This is a genomic window from Streptomyces yamdrokensis, from assembly GCF_053890455.1.
Map to the genome: position 1 here is coordinate 5,647,272 of NZ_CM132679.1, position 18,925 is coordinate 5,666,196.

Here is an 18,925-nt window from a genome sequence, read left to right on the forward strand (position 1 = left end):
AGATCGGTCATCACTCGAGCTGTTGCGCCCTGCCCGGGACACCTGCGGGGGTCCCGGGCAGGGCCGCGTCTCTTCCTGGTCACCCCCAGGAGGAAATACCGGTGAACATCACCAAGAAGGTCACGAGCCTGGCCGTCGGGCTGGGTCTGGTCACGCTGTCCGCCTGCGGTTCTTCGTCCGACGGGTCGGACGGCTCCGGCGGCGACGGCCAAAGCGGCGGCGGCGGTTCGAAGACCGTCACGCTCGTCAGCCACGACTCGTGGGCCGCGTCCGAGGAGGTCGTCGCCGCCTTCGAGAAGGAGACCGGCTACCGGCTGAGGGTGCTGAAGGACGGCGACGCCGGACAGGCCGTCAACAAGGCGATCCTGACCAAGGACAACCCCCAGGGCGACGTCTTCTTCGGCGTCGACAACACCCTGCTGTCCCGAGCCCTCGACAACGAACTGTTCCAGCCGTACGAGGTGAGGGACTCCGACGCCGTCCTTCCCGAGTACCGGGCCGACGAGGACGAGCACCGGGTCACACCCGTCGACACCGGTGACGTCTGTGTCAACTACGACAAGGCGTGGTTCGAAAAGCGCGACCTGGACCCGCCGCGGAGCTTCGACGACCTGACCGAGCCCGAGTACAAGGACCTGCTCGTCACGTCGAACGCCTCCACCTCCTCGCCCGGCCTCGGCTTCGTCCTCGGCACCGCCGCCAGGTACGGCGACGAGAACTGGCAGGACTACTGGAAGAAGCTCAAGGACAACGGCGTGAAGGTGGTCGACGGCTGGGAGCAGGCCTACAACGAGGAGTTCTCCGGCTCGGCCGGAGGCAAGCAGGCGGGGGGAGACCGGCCGCTGGTGGTGTCCTACGCCTCCTCGCCGCCCGCCGAGGTGATCTACGCCGACCCGAGGCCGAAGACCGCGCCCACCGGTGTCGCCGACGGCACCTGCTTCCGCCAGGTGGAGTACGCGGGGCTGCTGAGCAACGCGCGAAACCCCGAGGGCGGCAAGGCGTTGCTCGACTTCCTGGTCAGCAAGCCGTTCCAGGACGACATGCCGCTCAACATGTTCGTCTACCCGGTGCGGGAGGCCGCCCAGGTGCCCGAGGAGTTCGCGAAGTTCGGACCGCAGGCCGAGAACCCCGAGACCATGGACCCGGCGAAGATCGCCGACCACCGCGACCAGTGGATCAAGTCGTGGACCTCGCTCGTACTGAAGTGAGCAGGGCCGAAGTGGGCAGGGCCGAAGCGAGCCGGTCCGCGGCGGGGCGGCGCGGGACCGCGGCGCGGCTCGGCCTGATGGCAGTGCCCGTCGCGTTCTTCGCCGTCTTCTTCGCCTACCCCGTCGCCGCGATCGTCGCGCGCGGCCTGAAGGCCGACGGGATCTGGCAGCTCGGGCGGATCGGGGAGGTGCTGGCGCAGTCCGACGTCCGGCAGGTGCTGTGGTTCACCACCTGGCAGGCGCTGGTCTCCACCGCTCTCACCCTCCTGATCGCCCTGCCCGGCGCGTACGTCTTCGCCCGCTTCGACTTCCCCGGCAAGCAGCTGCTGCGGGCCGTGGCCACCGTCCCGTTCGTGCTGCCGACGGTCGTCGTCGGTACGGCGTTCATGGCGCTCGTGGGGCGCGGAGGGCTTCTCGACGAGCTGTGGGGTCTGCGGCTGGACACCACCGTGTGGGCGATCCTGCTCGCGCACGTCTTCTTCAACTACGCCGTCGTCGTACGGACCGTCGGCGGGCTGTGGGGGCAGCTCGACCCGCGGCAGGAGGAGGCCGCGCGGATGCTCGGCGCCTCCCGGCTCACGGCCTGGCGGACCGTCACGCTGCCCGCGCTGGCCCCGGCCGTGGCCGCCGCCGCGCTGATGGTCTTCCTGTTCACCTTCACCTCGTTCGGTGTGGTGCAGATCCTCGGCGGACCCACCTTCGCCACCCTCGAGGTGGAGATCTACCGGCAGACGTCGGAGATCTTCGACCTGTCCACCGCCGCCGTTCTGACCATGATCCAGTTCGCCGCGGTGGGCGCGATCCTCGCCCTGCACGCCTGGACCGTACGGCGGCGGGAGGCCGCGCTGCGGCTGGTGGACGCCTCCCGGACCGCGCGCCGGCCGCACGGCGCCGGGCAGTGGGCGCTGCTCGCAGGGGTCGTCGCCACCGTCGCCGTGCTGCTGCTCCTGCCGCTCGCCGTGCTGGTGGAACGGTCCTTCGGCGACGCCGGCCTCGGCCACTACCGGGCGCTGACCCGCGACGACGGGGGTGTGTTCCTGGTCGCGCCGATCGCGGCGGTCGGCAACTCCCTGCGGTACGCGGCCCTGGCCACCGTCATCGCCGTCGCGGTCGGCACCCTGGCGTCCGTCGCGCTCACCCGGCGGGACGCGGGACGCCTGGTGCGGGGCTTCGACGCCCTGCTGATGCTGCCGCTCGGAGTGTCCGCGGTGACCGTCGGCTTCGGGTTCCTGATCGCCCTCGACGAGCCGCCGCTGGACCTGCGTTCCTCCTGGATCCTGGTGCCGCTCGCACAGGCGCTGGTCGGTGTCCCCTTCGTCGTGCGGACCATGCTGCCCGTGCTGCGGGCCGTGGACGTGCGGCTGCGGGAGGCGGCGGCGGTGCTCGGGGCGTCACCGTGGCGGGTGTGGCGGGAGGTGGACCTGCCGATGGTGCGGCGGGCCGTACTCGTCGCGGCCGGGTTCGCCTTCGCGGTGTCGCTGGGGGAGTTCGGGGCGACGGTGTTCATCGCGCGGCCGGACAACCCGACGCTTCCGGTGGCCGTGGCACGACTGCTGGGCCGGCCGGGGGAACTCAACTACGGGCAGGCGATGGCTCTGTCGACGATTCTGATGATCGTGTGCGCGGTGGCGCTGCTGCTCCTCGAGCGGCTGCGGACCGACCGGTCCGGGGAGTTCTAGATGCTGTTGGGTCTCGAGGATGTCACCGTCCGCTTCGGCGGGCGGGCGGTGCTGGACGCCGTGGATCTCCAGGTCGCCGAGCACGAGATCGTCTGCGTGCTCGGGCCGAGCGGCAGCGGCAAGTCCACGCTGCTGCGGGCGGTGGCCGGGCTGCAGCCCCTCGACGCGGGGCGGATCTCGCTCGCCGGGCGCGATCAGGCGGGCGTGCCCGCACACCGGCGCGAGGTCGGACTGATGTTCCAGGACCACCAGCTGTTCCCGCAGCGGGACGTGGGCGGCAACGTGGCCTTCGGGCTGCGGATGCGCGGTGCGTCCCGCAGCGAACAGGCCGACGGAGTAAAGGAGTTGCTGGACCTCGTCGGACTGCCCGGGGCGGCCGGGCGGGCGGTGGCGGCCCTGTCCGGCGGCGAGCAGCAGCGCGTGGCCCTCGCCCGCGCGCTGGCGCCCAGCCCGCGGCTGCTGATGCTCGACGAGCCGCTCGGCCAGCTCGACCGGTCGCTGAGGGAACGCCTCGTCGTCGAACTCCGGGAGCTGTTCGGCCGGCTGGGCACCACCGTGCTCGCCGTGACGCACGACCAGGGCGAGGCGTTCGCCCTGGCCGACCGGGTCGTGGTGATGCGGGACGGGCGGATCGCCCAGTCCGGTACACCACTCGAGGTGTGGCAGCGCCCGGCCGACGCGTTCGTGGCCCGCTTCCTCGGCTTCGAGAACGTGGCAGAGGCGACGATCGCCGCGGACGTCGCGGTGACGCCCTGGGGCAAGGTCCCGGTGCAGGCAGACGCCCCGCAGGGCACCCGCACCCTGCTGGTCCGGCCCGCCGGCGTCCGTCTGGTCCCGGACGGGGCGGGTCTGCGCTGCACCGTGGCCGCGCGCACCTTCCGCGGCACCCATGTCGCCGTCCGCCTCCAGCCGAAGGACGCGCCCGTTCTCGAGGCGGCCTGTGCGCTGAGGACGGCACCGGAGGTCGGGGACGAGGTCGGGGTGGAGTTCGACGCGGACGAAATCGTGGTGCTCGGGTAAGGGGTCCTGCCTAGGGTGAGGAGCATGACACCACTCACGCATGATCGCTACTGTGACGAAATCGCCGACCAGGTAGGCCGGTTGCGGTCCGTGGTGACCTCGGGGGCCGATCTGGACAGCAGGGTGCCCACCACCCCGGAGTGGTCGCTGGAACAGCTTGTCCGGCATACCGGCGGCTCCCTGCGCTGGGCGGCGCTGATGGTGCGCACCCGGGCCGGGGAGGAGATTCCCGAGGAGCGGGTGCCGGGATTCGACGGGCCCGGTGTGCGGGGCGAACCCGCCGCGCTGGACGGGTGGCTGGCCGAGTCCGGAGACCTGCTCGTCGAGGCGCTGCGGGAGGCCGGGCCGGACGCCGAGGTGTGGAGCTGGGCGGAGATCTGCAACGCCGGGTTCTGGGCCCGCCGCATGACGCACGAGATGACCGTCCACCGTGCGGACGCCACCCTGGCCGCCGGGCTGCCCTACGAGGTCGCGCCCGATGCCGCCGCCGACGCGATCGACGAGTGGCTGGAGATCGTGCGGTGGGCGCAGCGGACGCTGCCGGAGGACCCGGCGCGCGAACTGCGCGGTCCGCACCAAAGGAGCATCCATCTGCACGCCACCGACACCGGCCCGGAGACGAACGCCGAATGGTGCATCGAGCTCACCGAGGACGGTGTCTCCTGGCACCGCGGCCACGAGAAGGCCACCGTCGCCCTCCGCGGCCCGCTCACCTCCGTGCTCCTCGCCTTCTACCGCCGGCTGCCGCTCGACGCACCGGAGGTGGAGGTGCTCGGCGACCGGGAGCTGCTGGAGTTCTGGCTGGCACGGGCGACGTTCGGGTGACGGAAGCGGGCGAGGTTCGGGCGAGGTGAACCACCGGGAGAGACGAGGGCCCCGCGCACAGTGACGGCCCGCCCCCACCGGGGACGGGCCGTCACGTCATGTCTTCGGGGCGTCAGCTGTCGCTGTTCGCCCCGCGACGGCGCATGCCGAAGAAGACCGCACCGCCACCGACGGCGACCAGGGCCGCCGCGATACCGGCGATCAGGCCGGTGTTGGAGTCGGCGCCGGTTTCGGCGAGGTTCGACTCACCGACGGCGGGCGACGGAGCGTTGTCCGAGGTGTCCGCCGGGGCGGTGGTCTCGGGCTCCGACTCCGACGGAGCCGGGGTACCTGGCTCGTCCTCGTCCTCGGGCGGGGTCGAGGCGGAGTCCGACGGCGCCGGAGCGGGCTCCGACGGAGCCGGGGGCTCCTCCTCCTCCTCCTCCTTGCAGGCCGTGGCCGGGGTGGTCAGGTTCGGCTTGATGTCCTCGTCCACGTAGGGCTCGGCCTTGACGTGGATGCGGTACTCGGCGCCTGGCTGCCAGTCCTCCTCGAAGGTGATGGTCACACCCTCGCGGGAACCCTTGACGACCTGCTCGCCGATCTTCTTCTCGTCGGCACCGTTGTTCTCCAGGAACACGGTGACGGTCGCGGGAACGCCCGCCGGGTCGACGTCGGTGACGGTGATGACGCCCTTGTCACCGACACACTTCGCCTCGGCCGAGAACTCGTTGATGTTGCACGCGGCCGCGCTGCCGGCGAGGCCGATGGTCAGTGCGGCCGACGCGGAGACGACACCGAGGGCGCGTACGGTGCGCGCGACGTTACGGCGCGAGGCCGTACGGCGTGATACGGACAGAACTGTCACGTTTGTCCTTACGGGATACGCAAATGCGGGGGGTGGGAGGAGTGCTGATGAAGTATCAGTACTCCCATGAGGCTCCCAGGTCTATAAGCGCCGCATAAGTAGTGTCAACGCATATGCCGATAGCAGGCCATCGTTTTACTGATTCGTTAACTCCCAAGGCGTTTCAACACCTTGGGAGCCTTCCCGGTGGGCCCCCGCCCCGGCCGCAGGTCTTCTCTCAGCCCTCCAGCGCGGACGGGTCCATCCACACGACCTCCCAGGTGTGGCCGTCCAGGTCGTCGAAGGCGCGGCCGTACATGAAGCCCTCGTCCTGGGTCTCGCGGCTGACCGACCCGCCTGCCGCGAGGGCCCTCTCGACCAGCTCGTCGACCTTCGCGCGGCTCTCGGAACTCAGGGCCAGCAGCACCTCGCTGGTCTTCGTGGGGTCGGCGATCTCCTTCTTCGTGAACTCCGCGTAGCGCTGCTTGGTGTGCAGCATCGCGACGATGGTCTCGCCGATCACGACGGAGACGGTGTTCTCGTCGCTGAACTGTTCGTTGATCTCGTAGCCGAGCGCCGTGAAGAACTTCTTCGAGGCCTCGAGGTCGTTGGTGGCCAGGTTCACGAAGATCATCTGCTGCGTCATGATGCTGCCTCTCCCGTGGGGGTCCGCCGGCCCCGTCCCGGTCCCGAGCGGTGCCGTGCCGTTCGAGGGGTAGACCGGGGGCGGGTACGGAACTCATCGCCCCGCGGAGGTTTTCCTCAGGGCTCTGGTGGCGTGTGGTGCGCGGTCTCAGAGGGCCAGGGGCAGGGTCGACAGCTCGGCCACGATCACGGTCAGCGGTCCGAACAGGGCGAGGAGCGCGCCGGCCCTGAGAGCCGCGGCCCGACGTGGTGTCGAGGTGGGAGCCCCCAGGCGCAGCAGCGCGGCCGTGGTACCGGCGTGCGCCTGCTTGGCCTCGACGGCCGCCGTCAGCAGTGTCGCCACGGTGCAGCCGGTCACCAGCAGTACCCCGAGCAGGGTGAGCGGGCCGGGCGACAGGCCGTCGTCGTAGTACAGCGAGCCCATGGCGTACGCGCCCGACAGCACGGCGCAGACCACACCCAGCGGGCGGCCGATCCTGGTGGCCTCCGTCATGAGGACCCGTCCGGCCAGCAGCCGCAGGGCACCCGGGCGGACCGACTGCAGCAGCCGGCCGCACAGATGGGTGAGACCGGGACCGGCCAGCGCGAGGCCGACGGCGGCCAGTACCAGACCGGCCAGTGCGCCGGGCCGGTCGCCGGGCGCGGTGCCGGTGCCGGTGCGGCTCGCGTAGGCCTCCACGGCCAGCCCCACGGCCAGCACCGCGATGCCCCAGGGCAGACCGGACGGTGCCGTGCCGGCGCCGGGCGACGGGGCCGCGGCGGCCGACGCGGGGCCGCCGTACGCGCCCTGCGACCGCCCGGAATCCTTCCCCGGAAGATCCACCCGCACCCGATCCTGCTGTGCCTGTGCCTGTGCCTGCTCCGGCGCCGCCTGCTGGGAGGTGGCCGGTCTGCGGCCGTGGGCCGCCGGCTCCAGGTGTGCGCCGAAGCGTCCGTACGCGCCGAACGTCTCCCGCGCCGTGGTGGCACGGTACGCGCCGAAGCGGCCGTACACCGTCCGCTCCGTACGGGACGGGCCCGCCGCCCGCTCGCGCGGACGCAGCGCCGTCGCCACCGCCACCGAGGCACTCACCGGCACCAGCGCCAGCAGCGTCAGGGCCGCCGGAAGCGGCAGCGGCCGACCGGCGGCCAGGAAGTCGGTGCCGGCGCCGTCGAAGGGCATGCCGGTGAGGTCGCCGCGCAGGTGGAGGAAGACGAACAGGGCGGTCATCGACCCCAGCGTGCAGGCCAGGGCCGTGGTCGTCGCGGAGATCGCCATCAGCCGTGCGGGACCGAGGCCGAGCGCCGAGAGTCCGGACCGGGGCCGGGTCCCCGGGTCGGTGCGGGCCACCGCGACCGCGAAGTACACCGTGGCCGCCAGCGGGGCCGCGCACCAGGCCAGCCGGAGCAGCGAGACGGACGGCGCGCCGGGGTGGCCGATCGCGTGACCGAGGGCGCACAGCAGCAGAAAGCCCGTACCCGCCGAGGCCGCCGCGACCAGGAGACGGCGCAGCTGGACGGCCGGACGGGCACCTCGGGTCAGACGGAGAGCGAGCACGCCGCCCGGCCCTCCGTCTCGGCGGTCCCGGAGACCGGAGGCAGATGTACGGTGCGCACCCGGCGCCCGTCGAGCAGTGAGACCGTGCGGTCGGCGAGGGCCGCGGTCTCCGCGTCGGCGGTGGCGAGGAGCACCGTGATGCCGTGTGAACGGGCCGCCGTGGTCAGTGTGCGCAGGACGTGCCGCCGGTCGGCGCGGTGCAGCGGGGCGGTCGGCTCGTCGGCGAACAGCACCGAGGGAGCCGGGGCGAGGGCGCGGGCGATGCAGACCCGCTGCCGCTCCGCGTGCACCAGCTCCGCCGGCCGCTTGCGGGCCTTGTCACCGATGTCGAGGCGCTCCAGCCACTCCAGGGCCGTCGCCCTGGCCCGGCGGCGAGCGGTGCCGCGCAGCATCAGGGGAAGAGCGGTGTTCTCCCAGACGTTCAGTTCGGGGACGAGGACCGGCGCCGGGTCGATCCAGCCGAAGCGCTCCCGGCGCAGCCGCTCACGGGCGGCCGGGCGCATGGTGTGCACGGGCACGCTGTTGTACCAGACCTCGCCGTCCGCCACGGAGGCCAGTCCGGACAGGCATCGCAGCAGGGTCGTCTTGCCGCTGCCGCGCGGGCCGCCGACGGCGAGGATCTCGCCCTCCCCGACGCCGAGCGAGACCCCGCTCAGCCCGGGCGAGCCGTCGTCGTGCCGGAAGTGCAGGGCGCGTGCCCAGAGCACGTCGTTGTCCGGTGGGGCCACCATGGCGTACACCTCGGTTCGGATCAGAAATGCCGTGCGAGATTCGTGAATCCCCCATGCGGGGGAACGAAAGCAGAGCCGATCGGTCACTGGGCACGCTAGGCAGCGCACGGCGGGACGCCGGACAGCACGCGGCCCCGGACCGCCGTTTCTCACTCGAACGGGCGGCGCCGGGGCCGTATGCGATCATCCCAACCGAAGATCACAGCGGGAGATCACGGCTGAGGACCGTGAGGACCGCGGTGCCGGGTCACAGCTTCGTCCATGCCTCCGAGAGGGTGGCGCGCAGGATCTGCTCGATCTCGTCGAAGGTCTCCTGGTCGGAGATCAGCGGCGGGGCGAGCTGGACCACCGGGTCGCCGCGGTCGTCGGCACGGCAGTACAGGCCGTTCTCGTACAGCTTCTTGGACAGGAAGCCGTACAGGACCCGCTCGGTCTCGTCGTCGTCGAAGGACTCCTTGGTGTGCTTGTCCTTGACCAGTTCGATGCCGTAGAAGAAGCCGTTGCCGCGGACGTCGCCGACGATCGGCAGGTCGTGCAGCTTCTCGAGCGTCGCGCGGAAGGCCCCCTCGTGGTCCAGCACGTGCTGGTTGAGCCCCTCGCGCTCGAAGAGGTCGAGGTTGGCGACGCCCACCGCGGCCGAGACGGGGTGGCCGCCGAAGGTGTAGCCGTGCAGGAAGGTGTTGTCGCCCTTGTAGAACGGCTCGGCGAGGCGGTCGGAGACGATGCACGCGCCGATGGGGGAGTAGCCGGACGTCATGCCCTTGGCACAGGTGATCATGTCCGGGACGTAGCCGAACTTGTCGCACGCGAACGTCGTGCCCAGGCGGCCGAAGGCGCAGATGACCTCGTCGGAGACGAGCAGCACGTCGTACTGGTCGCAGATCTCGCGGACCCGCTGGAAGTAGCCGGGCGGCGGCGGGAAGCAGCCGCCCGCGTTCTGCACCGGCTCCAGGAAGACCGCGGCGACCGTGTCCGGGCCCTCGAAGAGGATCTGCTGCTCGATCTGGTCGGCGGCCCAGCGGCCGAACGCCTCCGGGTCGTCGCCGTGGATCGGGGCGCGGTAGATGTTGGTGTTCGGCACCTTGTGGGCACCCGGCACCAAGGGCTCGAACGGGGCCTTCAGGGCCGGCAGGCCGGTGATCGACAGGGCACCCTGCGGGGTGCCGTGATAGGCCACCGCACGGGAGATGACCTTGTACTTGGTCGGCTTGCCGGTCAGCTTGAAGTACTGCTTGGCGAGCTTCCAGGCGGTCTCCACCGCCTCGCCGCCGCCGGTCGTGAAGAAGACCTTGTTCAGGTCGCCCGGCGCCTCGTGGGCGAGCCGCTCCGCCAGCTCGACGGCCCTGGGGTGGGCGTAGGACCACACCGGGAAGAACGACAGCTCCTGCGCCTGCTTGAAGGCGGCCTCGGCGAGCTCGACCCTGCCGTGCCCCGCCTGGACGACGAACAGCCCGGCGAGACCGTCGAGGTACCGCTTGCCCCTGTCGTCGTAGATGTGGGTGCCCTCGCCGCGGACGATGGTGGGCACGGGGGAGTTCTCGTACGAGGACATGCGGGTGAAGTGCATCCACAGGTGGTCGTACGCGGTCCGGCTGAGGTCCTTGGGGCTGTCGGTGCTCACGATTATCGGGTTCCCCACATGTAGGTCTGCTTCTTGAGCTTGAGGTAGACGAAACTCTCGGTGGCGCGCACACCGGGCACGGCCCGGATGCGCTTGTTGATGACCTCGAGAAGGTGGTCGTCGTCCTCGCAGACGATCTCGACCATGAGGTCGAAGGAGCCCGCGGTCATCACCACGTACTCGCACTCGTCCATGGCGCTCAGCGCGTCCGCCACGGACTCCACGTCCCCCTCGACGCCGACGCCGACCATCGCCTGCCGGCGGAAGCCCACCGTGAGCGGGTCCGTGACGGCGACGATCTGCATCACGCCCTGGTCGAGCAGCTTCTGGACGCGCTGGCGCACGGCCGCCTCCGAGAGGCCGACGGCCTTGCCGATGGCGGCGTAGGGCCTGCGGCCGTCCTCCTGGAGCTGCTCGATGATGGCGAGGGAGACGGCGTCCAGGTGGGGACCGCCGCCGTTCCTGGACTCGCGGGAGTCCCTGGGTTCTGCGCTTCGACTGGCCACATGGTCACTGTGCACGACGTCTCGGTTGTTTCGCAAGGCGCATTCGATGAAATCCGTTGTCGCAAGGGTTAATGTCTGCGGATTTCGCAGACTCGGGGCGGGTGGGGGTGTTGAATGCGTCAGAGGTCCGTCTAGGGTGGTGTCTCAGAGGTTGGACACCTCCGACACCCACGAGGAACACCGGGAGGACCTGCAGTGAGCACCGAGCTGCGACGTCTGCGCAACTACATCGGCGGTGCGTTCCGTGACGCCGCCGACGGACGGACCACCGAGGTGGTCAACCCCGTGACCGGCGAGGCGTACGCGACCGCGCCGCTGTCCGGACAGGCGGATGTGGACGCCGCGATGGCGGCCGCCGCCGAGGCCTTCCCCGGCTGGCGCGACACCACGCCGGCCGAGCGGCAGAAGGCCCTGCTGAAGGTGGCGGACGCCATCGAGGAGCGCGCCGAGGAACTCGTCGCGGCCGAGGTGGAGAACACGGGCAAGCCCATCGGGCTGACCCGCACCGAGGAGATCCCGCCGATGGTCGACCAGATCCGCTTCTTCGCGGGCGCGGCGCGGATGCTGGAGGGCCGCTCGGCCGGTGAGTACATGGAGGGCCTGACCTCCATCGTGCGCCGTGAGCCGGTCGGCGTCTGCGCCCAGGTCGCCCCCTGGAACTACCCGATGATGATGGCCGTGTGGAAGTTCGCCCCGGCGATCGCGGCGGGCAACACGGTCGTCCTCAAGCCCTCGGACACCACCCCGGCCTCCACCGTCCTGCTCGCCGAGATCCTCGGCTCGGTCCTGCCCACGGGCGTCTTCAACGTCGTCTGCGGCGACCGGGACACCGGCCGCACGATGGTCGAGCACGAGACCCCGGCGATGGCGTCCATCACCGGTTCGGTGCGGGCCGGCATGCAGGTCGCCGAGTCCGCGTCCAAGGACCTCAAGCGCGTCCACCTGGAGCTGGGCGGCAAGGCGCCGGTCGTCGTCTTCGAGGACACCGACATCGCCAAGGCCGTCGAGGACATCTCCGTCGCCGGCTTCTTCAACGCGGGCCAGGACTGCACGGCGGCCACACGCGTCCTCGTCCACGAGTCGATCCACGACGAGTTCGTCACCGCGCTCGCCAAGGCCGCCGCCGACACGAAGACGGGCGCCCCCGACGACGAGGACGTCCTCTTCGGCCCGCTCAACAGCGCCGGTCAGCTGGCCCAGGTCCAGGGCTTCCTCGACCGGCTGCCCGCGCACGCGCGCGTGGAGGCCGGCGGGCAGCGCGTCGGCGACAAGGGCTACTTCTTCGCGCCGACCGTCGTCTCGGGCCTGAAGCAGGACGACGAGATCGTCCAGAAGGAGGTCTTCGGCCCGGTCATCACCGTCCAGACCTTCACCGACGAGGACCAGGCCGTCGCGTACGCCAACGGCGTCGAGTACGCGCTGGCCTCCTCGGTGTGGACCAGGGACCACTCCCGCGCGATGCGCATGTCCAAGAAGCTCGACTTCGGCTGCGTGTGGATCAACACCCACATCCCGCTGGTCGCGGAGATGCCGCACGGCGGCTTCAAGAAGTCCGGTTACGGCAAGGACCTGTCCGCCTACGGGTTCGACGACTACACGCGCATCAAGCACGTGATGACGTCGCTGGACGCGTAACCGCTTTGCCGGGCCGGCCGGACGAGGTCCTGAGCGCGACGAGGGGCCCGGTCCTCCGGAGGCCGCGGGCCGTCCGCAGCCGGTCCCGCAGTTCCCCGCGCCCCTTGAGGGTGCGGGGAACCTTCTCGTGAGGGGTGGTGCGGCGGGAAGGGCGACTCGCCGAGGGGCGGGCCCGTGGACGGGCCCGTCACGCACGGGCTGTTCGCGGTCCGGGCGGTGCGCGACCCAAAGGCGCCGGAGATCCGGCCGGACCGGCCGCGGCGCAATGTGCCCGAGGCGCGCGAGCGGTTCCGGAAGGGCCGGAGGGGACGCGGCAGCAGGCCGGGACCGTCGACCACCGTGAATTCGGCACTGCGATGGGGGTGATGGCGGTGGCCGTCCCGGCCGGCGTGGTCACCGGGCCGACGGGCGTGGTCGCGACGGTGGAGTGTCTGGTGCCCGAGGGACGGTGGGGGGCCGTTCCATCGGGCGGTACCGGCCCTTTGGTGCGGCCGGAGTCCACCGGCCACGGGCCGCGGAAGGTGGCGCGTTGTCGCCGTTGACCGGGTTGTCCCGCTCATGACACGGTCGGGCCGTCCCCGGCGGGACCGGCCGGGGCAGGACGACGGGAGGGGACGACCGATGACGGCAGTGGGTCACAGCAGGGCGAGACGGCGAGGGCTGAGGGCCTGCGGCGTGGTGACGGCGGCACTGGTCGCTGTGACGGTCGCGGGGCCGGTGGCGATCGCGGCCGGGGGACCGTCGGCCACCGCGCCGGCCCCGGTGGCGGCGAGCGCGCTGAGCGATCCGACTCCCGAGGAGCAGCAGCAGCTCAGGGAAGTGGCCGGCGCGATCTGGACCCCTCAGCTGGCCGCCGGATGGAACATGAACGCCGAGGTGGCCGACGTGCTGTCCACGGCCACCGGGGAGATCCTCCGATGCAGTGAGGCGTTCTCCCTCGTGCCGCGCCCGCCGGGCTTCGTCCCGGGGCTCGGCTACCTCGTCAATTACTGGAAGAACCTGCGCGACTACTTCCTGGCCGTGAAGGACAACCGCACCTACCGCGCCTGTGTGGTGACGACTGCGGCCAATTACCGCTCGGCGATCGAGATGGCCTCCATGGGCATCTGAGCCGTACCGGGACCGGGCCCCCTCGCCGGTCGGCTACCGCCGCGGTGACGGGGACCCGGCGCTCGCGCCCTGCGCGGGCCCGCGCAGCGCGCACAGGACGTCGATGCGGTTGGTGGTGATCGAGTCGGCGCCCAGCGCCAGCAGGCGGCGCATGGAGCGGCGGGTGTCCGGGGTCCACACGGAGAGCAGGCAGCCGTCCGCGTGGACCCGGTCGGCGAGGGCCCGGTCGACCAGGCCGAAGCGGTAGTTCAGCCAACGCGGCCGGACCGCCTCCAGGACGCCGGCGCGCGGCGGTGCCGACGACGTGACGGTGAGGGCGATCTCGGCCGACGGGTCCGCCGCGCGCACGGCGAGCATCGGGGCGGCGCCCGCGCAGTAGCAGACGCGCTCCCGGGCGCCGTGCTCCCGTACGGCGTCCACGATCCGGCGCACCACCCGGGGGCCGGGATCGCCCGGCAGGTCCAGCATGACCCTGGCGCCCTCGGTCGCCGACAGCGCGTCCGGCAGCGTGGGCACACCGCCGCCGGTCAGGCCGCGCACCTCTTCCCAGGACAGCGACCGCAGCGGGCGGTCGTGCTCCCAGAGCCGCTTCAGCGTCTCGTCGTGCAGCAGGACCGGTACGCCGTCCCGGGTGAGGCGTACGTCGAACTCGACCGCGTCCGCCCCCTTGTGGAGCGCGGAACGCAGCGAGGCGAGCGTGTTCTCGCGGACGTGGTACGGGTCGCCGCGGTGGGCCACGGCGGTCACGTGGTGCATGGCGGTCCTTCGCGGGCTCGGCTCATGGGGCGGCTGGTCCACGGCGGCGGAGAACGGTTTCACCGCAGCGGTCGGGAGGCGAGCCAGGACGTGGTGTACGCGTCGATCTCGGCGGCCAGCCGTGTCTTGCCCGGCTCGTCCAGGAACGAGGCCTCCACCGCGTTCTTCGCCAGTGCCGCCAGGCCCCGTTCGTCGAGGCCCAGCAGCCGTGCGGCGATCGCGTACTCGGTGTTCAGGTCGGTGCCGAACATCGGCGGGTCGTCGGAGTTGACGGTGACCAGCACACCGGCGCGGACGAACTCCCCGATCGGGTGCTCGTCGAGGCTGGCGACCGCGCGGGTGGCGATGTTGGAGGTGGGGCACACCTCCAGCGCGATGCGCCGCTCGGCGAGATGCGCGAGCAGTTCGGGGTCCTGTACGGCGCTGGTGCCGTGCCCGATCCGCTCCGCGCGCAGGTCGACCAGGGCGTCCCACACCGTCCCGGGGCCGGTGGTCTCACCGGCGTGCGGTACCGAGCGCAGGCCCGCGGCGATGGCCCGGTCGAAGTACGGCTTGAACTGCGGCCGGGGCACCCCGATCTCGGGTCCGCCCAGACCGAAGGAGACCAGGCCCTCCGGGCGCAGCCGGTCGTCGGTGGCGAGCCGCGTGGTCTCCTCGGCGGACTCCAGGCCGGCCTCGCCGGGGATGTCGAAGCACCAGCGCAGCACGGTCCCGAACTCCGACTCGGCCGCCTTGCGGGCGTCCTCTATCGCCTCCATGAACGCCCGCGCGTCGATCCCGCGACGGGTCGACGAGAACGGGGTGATCGTCAGCTCGGCGTACCGCACCTGCTGCCGGGCCAGCTCACGCGCCACCTCGTAGGTGAGCAGCCGGACGTCCTCCGGCGTGCGGACCAGGTCGACGACGGACAGGTACACGTCGATGAAGTGGGCGAAGTCCGTGAAGGTGAAGTAGTCCGCGAGCGCCTCGGGATCGACGGGGACCCTGGAGTCGGGATGGCGGGCGGCCAGCTCCGAGACGATGCGGGGGGAGGCGGAACCGATGTGGTGCACGTGCAGTTCGGCCTTGGGCAGTCCGGCGATGAAGTCGTGCGGGCCGCTGCCCGCCGCCTCGGCGGACGCGGCGAGGCGTTCGGTCATGGTCCCTCCCAAAAACGGCGTCCCCGGCCGGGGTGCGGCTGTGGCGGGACGCGGGTGATCGGCTGATCGGTGGATCGGGAGTCATCGTAGGCCGGGCGCGCACGGGGCGGCGTCGGGCCGTACCATGACGGGACGTTCGACGGAGGGGGTCCAGCGCATGTCCGACGACGCGCAGGCGCCGGAAGCGCGGGGGAACCCGGCGGGCGGCACTCCGCCCCGGGACCCGCACGCTCATGACGACGTCTGGGCGGCACCCGCCGACAGCGGGGCCGCGCAGGCCCAGCCGCCCCAGAGTCCGCCACGGGAAGTGTCGCCGCCCGAGCTGACCCGGCTGGACCTCGGCGGCCGCGGCGCGTCCGGTCCGTCGGGCTCCGCCGAAGCCACCGACCCGTTCGCGCTCCCGGAGTTCGACCCTCCGGCTTTTGCCCCGGGGACACCCGGCGCGGCCGGCGCGCCCCCGGCCTCCGGCACCCCGTCCGCTCCCTCGACGCCTTCCGTGCACAACCAGCGGACGGTCACGTCCTTCCCCGCGGCGAGTGCCCCGGCCGCACCTTCGGCCACGCCGCCCGCCCAGCCCTGGGCGGGCCCCGCCGGTCCCTCGGGCCCTTCCACCCCGTCCGCTCCCGCGCCGCCCGCGCCCGCCGGTTTTGGAGCCACGGCCTCCAACCCCTTCGCGCCCCCGGCCGCCGAGCCGGTCCCGCCGCCGCCCATCGCCCCCGGCGGTCCCGGCCAGGTGCCGTACGGCTACCCGGGCGGCCACGGGAGCGGGCACCAGGGCGGATACGCCCACCCGGCCGCACAGCCGCCCGGCCACGCCGGTGCTCCCGCCTACGGCGGCATGCCCGACCAGGGTCACCACGGCTGGACCGGCATGCCTTTGCAGCCGGCCAACGGCATGGGCGTCACAGGACTCGTGCTCGGGATCATCTCGGCCTGCGTCTTCTGCCTCTGGCCGCTGGCCGTCGCGCTCGGCGTCCTGGCCGTGATCTTCAGTGCCCTCGGCCGGGGCAAGGCGGCCCGCGGCGAGGCCACGAACCCGGGCCACGCCCTGGCAGGCCTCATCTGCGGCGGGGCCGGCATCGTGCTGGGCGGCGGCTTCGGCCTCCTCGTCGCCCTGCTCTGAGCGCTCCGGCCCCGCGTCGGGGAACCTCGCCCCACGGTGCCCTGACGCGCCGTTCGGGCCCTGGCCCGGACGGGGTGGTGGCCACCGGGCCGTCCGGACGGCACCGACCGAACCGGAGTGCACCAGGGAGCACCAGGGTGACCCGTGCCGCGGCACGGGTCACCCTGCCCCGTTGTTCTCCCGGAGATGCGCGCGGGCCCGCATGAGGGCGAAGCCCAGGAGGTTCGGGCCGCGCCACCGGGCGGGATCCGAGGCCCTCTCGTCGCCGGCCGGGAGGCCGATGCCCCAGACGCGGTCCCTGGGGCTCGCCTCGACCAGGACGCGGGCGCCCGTGTTCAGCAGGAAGGCGCGCAGGTCCGCGTGGGCCGCGAACTTGTGCGTGCTGCCCTCGACGACGACGCGGAACCGCTCGCGCCGCCAGGTCGCCTCGTCGAAGTCCCGGACGAGCCGGCCCTCCTTCTTCGCGTCGGCGGGGTGCTGCGCGGCCAGGATCCTCCGTTCCGCCTCCGGGTCGGCGAATATCCGGGCCTTGGCCGCCATCATCCAGTGCTCGGCGGTCGCGTAGGTCACGCCGTCCACCGTGAACGGCGACGGCCACCACTGGCTCAGGCAGCCCGCCCCGATCCGGCCGTCGGGCAGCGGCCGGTGCCCCCAGAAGTGCAGGTACTTGACCCGCTTCCCGGCCGCCAGTGCCTCGATCAGGGCCTCACGGGAACCGGTCGCCCCCGCTCCCACCGCAGTCCCGGGCACAGCCCCGTCCCCCGCCGTTCCCGTCTCCGTGTTCATCCCCATGCGCGCGAGTTTCGCAGGCGGCACCGACAACCAGCCTGCCTTTTCCGTGGTGCCCAGAAGCCCTGTCGACAGATTTCGTTGCTTAACCAAATGGAAACAACGGAATCACTTGTTGGCATCGCATACCTCTGCCAGGATCGGCACTCAAATCGAGCCGGCGCCACGCCACCCCCTCGGTGAAAACGGAGGAGAGCGACATGCAGCACCCGGGCAAGGCCACCCCGGAACGGTTCCCGGCCCGGGAACGGTTCGCCGACGGGGCGCAGTTCGTCGCGGGCCGCCTGGCGAGGGGCACCTCGGGCCGTACGCACACGGTCGTCGACCCGGCCACCGGCGAGGACGTGTGCACCTACGACCTCGCCGGCACCGACGACGTGGACGCGGCCGTCGCCGCCGCGCGGGAGGCGTTCGGGGCGTGGGCCGGTGCCACCCCGGGCGAGCGGTCCGACGCGATGCACCGGTTCGCCGCCGTGGTCGCCGAGCGTGCCGAGGACTTCGCCCGCGCCGAGTCCCTGCAGTGCGGCAAGCCCCTGAAACTGAGCCGGGAGTTCGACGTCCCCGGGAGCATCGACAACATCGCCTTCTTCGCAGGCGCCGCCCGGCACCTGACGGGTCAGTCGGCCGGTGAGTACTCCGGCGACCACACCTCCTACGTGCGCCGCGAGCCCATCGGGGTGGTCGGCTCCGTCGCGCCCTGGAACTACCCCCTCCAGATGGCCGCGTGGAAGATCCTCCCGGCGATCGCCGCGGGCAACACGATCGTCCTCAAGCCCGCCGAGATCACCCCACTGACCTCGCTCCTCTTCGCCCGGGCGGCCACCGACGCAGGCATCCCGGACGGCGTGATCAACATCGTCACCGGCACCGGTCAGGAGGCGGGCGAGCACCTCGTCGGCCATCCCGACGTGGCCATGACCTCCTTCACCGGCTCCACCGCCGTGGGCAAGCGGGTCGCCGCCGTCGCCACCGCCACCGTCAAGCGCGTCCACCTCGAACTCGGCGGCAAGGCGCCCTTCGTGGTCTTCGACGACGCCGACCTCGGCGCCGCCGTCAACGGCGCGGTCGCGGGCGCGCTCATCAACACCGGCCAGGACTGCACGGCCGCCACACGCGCGTATGTGCAGCGGTCCCTCTACGAGGAGTTCGTGGAACGCACCGCCGCACTGATGGAGACCGTGCGGCTCGGCGACCCCTTCGCCGCCGGGACCGACCTCGGCCCGCTGGTCTCGCACGCGCAGCGCGAGAGGGTGGCCGGCTTCGTCGACCGGGCGCGCGCCTACGCGCGCGTCGTGACCGGCGGCGAGGCCCCGGGCGGGGAACTCGCAGCCGGCGCCTACTACCGGCCCACGCTGATCGCGGACGCCCCGCAGGACAGCGAGGCGGTGCAGGCCGAGATCTTCGGACCGGTGCTGGTGGTCCTGCCCTTCGACACCGACGACGAGGGCATCGCGCTCGCCAACGACACGCCGTACGGACTCGCCGCCTCGGCCTGGAGCCGGGACGTGTACCGCACCGGCCGTGCCACGCGCGAGATCAGGGCCGGATGCGTGTGGATCAACGACCACATCCCGATCATCAGCGAGATGCCGCACGGCGGCTACCGGGCGTCCGGCTTCGGCAAGGACATGTCCGCGTACTCGTTCGAGGAGTACACCCAGCTCAAGCACGTCATGTTCGACAACACCGCGGTGGTCCGCAAGGACTGGCACCGCACGATCTTCGGGGACCGATAGCAGCCGGCCGTCCGACCCGCGGCCCCTCTCCCGAAAGGC

16 protein-coding genes and 1 pseudogene are annotated in these 18,925 nt (G+C 72.0%); 8 read left to right on the plus strand and 9 right to left on the minus strand.

The window, feature by feature from the left end:
- Positions 1–101: 101 nt before the first annotated feature.
- Genes ACWZEH_RS25215 through ACWZEH_RS25230 form a run of 4 tightly spaced genes read left to right on the plus strand, consistent with a single transcriptional unit; the run spans position 102 to position 4,732 of the window.
- On the plus strand, positions 102–1,208 hold the full coding sequence (locus tag ACWZEH_RS25215; protein WP_456193378.1) for a thiamine ABC transporter substrate-binding protein: 1,107 nt from the start codon (positions 102–104) through the stop codon (positions 1,206–1,208).
- Positions 1,184–2,887, plus strand: coding sequence for an ABC transporter permease (locus ACWZEH_RS25220; protein ID WP_456193379.1), 1,704 nt, complete (start codon positions 1,184–1,186; stop codon positions 2,885–2,887). Before ACWZEH_RS25215 ends, ACWZEH_RS25220 begins: the two co-directional genes overlap by 25 nt.
- Positions 2,888–3,907 carry an ABC transporter ATP-binding protein gene (locus ACWZEH_RS25225; protein WP_456193380.1) on the plus strand — a complete coding sequence of 340 codons (1,020 nt, stop codon included), beginning with the start codon at positions 2,888–2,890 and terminating at the stop codon, positions 3,905–3,907.
- 24 nt (positions 3,908–3,931) lie between these two features.
- Positions 3,932–4,732, plus strand: coding sequence for a maleylpyruvate isomerase family mycothiol-dependent enzyme (locus ACWZEH_RS25230; RefSeq protein ID WP_456193381.1), 801 nt, complete (start codon positions 3,932–3,934; stop codon positions 4,730–4,732).
- Between the two features lie 112 nt (positions 4,733–4,844).
- Here the strand turns inward: ACWZEH_RS25230 and ACWZEH_RS25235 are convergent, their stop codons facing one another.
- The 6 genes from ACWZEH_RS25235 to ACWZEH_RS25260 all read right to left on the minus strand — a co-directional run bounded on the left by ACWZEH_RS25235 (position 4,845) and on the right by ACWZEH_RS25260 (position 10,613).
- Positions 4,845–5,579, minus strand: a complete 735-nt coding sequence (locus ACWZEH_RS25235) for an LAETG motif-containing sortase-dependent surface protein (protein WP_456193382.1) — start codon at positions 5,577–5,579, stop codon at positions 4,845–4,847.
- Positions 5,580–5,796: 217 nt separating this feature from the next.
- On the minus strand, positions 5,797–6,204 hold the full coding sequence (locus ACWZEH_RS25240) for a VOC family protein (RefSeq protein WP_456193383.1): 408 nt from the start codon (positions 6,202–6,204) through the stop codon (positions 5,797–5,799).
- Positions 6,205–6,351: 147 nt separating this feature from the next.
- A complete protein-coding gene (locus ACWZEH_RS25245) occupies positions 6,352–7,740 on the minus strand; it encodes a hypothetical protein (protein WP_456193384.1) in 1,389 nt (462 codons plus the stop codon).
- Positions 7,722–8,471: an ABC transporter ATP-binding protein gene (locus ACWZEH_RS25250; RefSeq protein ID WP_456193385.1), complete on the minus strand. Its 750-nt coding sequence runs from the start codon at positions 8,469–8,471 to the stop codon at positions 7,722–7,724. Before ACWZEH_RS25250 ends, ACWZEH_RS25245 begins: the two co-directional genes overlap by 19 nt.
- A 247-nt stretch (positions 8,472–8,718) precedes the next feature.
- Complete coding sequence (locus ACWZEH_RS25255; RefSeq protein ID WP_456193386.1) at positions 8,719–10,092, minus strand: aspartate aminotransferase family protein; 1,374 nt, start codon at positions 10,090–10,092, stop codon at positions 8,719–8,721.
- Between the two features lie 2 nt (positions 10,093–10,094).
- Positions 10,095–10,613: an Lrp/AsnC family transcriptional regulator gene (locus ACWZEH_RS25260; protein ID WP_456193387.1), complete on the minus strand. Its 519-nt coding sequence runs from the start codon at positions 10,611–10,613 to the stop codon at positions 10,095–10,097.
- 180 nt (positions 10,614–10,793) lie between these two features.
- Here ACWZEH_RS25260 and ACWZEH_RS25265 point away from each other — a divergent pair, with 180 nt between their 5' ends.
- Positions 10,794–12,233 carry a gamma-aminobutyraldehyde dehydrogenase gene (locus ACWZEH_RS25265; RefSeq protein ID WP_456193388.1) on the plus strand — a complete coding sequence of 480 codons (1,440 nt, stop codon included), beginning with the start codon at positions 10,794–10,796 and terminating at the stop codon, positions 12,231–12,233.
- Positions 12,234–12,854: 621 nt separating this feature from the next.
- Complete coding sequence (locus ACWZEH_RS25270; protein ID WP_456193389.1) at positions 12,855–13,343, plus strand: hypothetical protein; 489 nt, start codon at positions 12,855–12,857, stop codon at positions 13,341–13,343.
- Between the two features lie 33 nt (positions 13,344–13,376).
- On the opposite strand, the gene ACWZEH_RS25275 is transcribed toward ACWZEH_RS25270, so the two are convergent.
- Both ACWZEH_RS25275 and ACWZEH_RS25280 read right to left on the minus strand, forming a co-directional pair.
- Entirely contained in the window at positions 13,377–14,099 is a 723-nt protein-coding gene (locus ACWZEH_RS25275) for a glycerophosphodiester phosphodiesterase (RefSeq protein WP_456193390.1), read from the minus strand.
- Positions 14,100–14,158: 59 nt separating this feature from the next.
- A pseudogene (locus ACWZEH_RS25280) lies at positions 14,159–15,297 on the minus strand (adenosine deaminase).
- Positions 15,298–15,395: 98 nt separating this feature from the next.
- Between ACWZEH_RS25280 and ACWZEH_RS25285 the strand changes: the two are divergent.
- Complete coding sequence (locus ACWZEH_RS25285) at positions 15,396–16,361, plus strand: DUF4190 domain-containing protein (RefSeq protein ID WP_456200033.1); 966 nt, start codon at positions 15,396–15,398, stop codon at positions 16,359–16,361.
- A gap of 159 nt (positions 16,362–16,520) precedes the next feature.
- Here the strand turns inward: ACWZEH_RS25285 and ACWZEH_RS25290 are convergent, their stop codons facing one another.
- Positions 16,521–17,147, minus strand: coding sequence for an NADAR family protein (locus tag ACWZEH_RS25290; protein ID WP_456199817.1), 627 nt, complete (start codon positions 17,145–17,147; stop codon positions 16,521–16,523).
- Between the two features lie 203 nt (positions 17,148–17,350).
- On the opposite strand from ACWZEH_RS25290, the gene ACWZEH_RS25295 reads away from it, so the two are divergent.
- Positions 17,351–18,886, plus strand: coding sequence for a gamma-aminobutyraldehyde dehydrogenase (locus ACWZEH_RS25295; protein ID WP_456193391.1), 1,536 nt, complete (start codon positions 17,351–17,353; stop codon positions 18,884–18,886).
- Positions 18,887–18,925: the final 39 nt, after the last annotated feature.

Excerpts from the sequence above, each read along its gene's own strand:
- ACWZEH_RS25230 (WP_456193381.1), top strand. The coding sequence starts at position 3,932 with ATGACACCACTCACGCATGATCGCTACTGTGACGAAATCGCCGACCAG.
- ACWZEH_RS25225 (WP_456193380.1), top strand. The coding sequence starts at position 2,888 with ATGCTGTTGGGTCTCGAGGATGTCACCGTCCGCTTCGGCGGGCGGGCG.
- ACWZEH_RS25295 (WP_456193391.1), top strand. The coding sequence starts at position 17,351 with ATGCAGCACCCGGGCAAGGCCACCCCGGAACGGTTCCCGGCCCGGGAA.
- ACWZEH_RS25285 (WP_456200033.1), top strand. The coding sequence starts at position 15,396 with ATGTCCGACGACGCGCAGGCGCCGGAAGCGCGGGGGAACCCGGCGGGC.
- ACWZEH_RS25290 (WP_456199817.1), bottom strand. The coding sequence starts at position 17,147 with ATGAACACGGAGACGGGAACGGCGGGGGACGGGGCTGTGCCCGGGACT.
- ACWZEH_RS25275 (WP_456193390.1), bottom strand. The coding sequence starts at position 14,099 with ATGCACCACGTGACCGCCGTGGCCCACCGCGGCGACCCGTACCACGTC.
- ACWZEH_RS25240 (WP_456193383.1), bottom strand. The coding sequence starts at position 6,204 with ATGACGCAGCAGATGATCTTCGTGAACCTGGCCACCAACGACCTCGAG.
- ACWZEH_RS25270 (WP_456193389.1), top strand. The coding sequence starts at position 12,855 with ATGACGGCAGTGGGTCACAGCAGGGCGAGACGGCGAGGGCTGAGGGCC.
- ACWZEH_RS25250 (WP_456193385.1), bottom strand. The coding sequence starts at position 8,471 with ATGGTGGCCCCACCGGACAACGACGTGCTCTGGGCACGCGCCCTGCAC.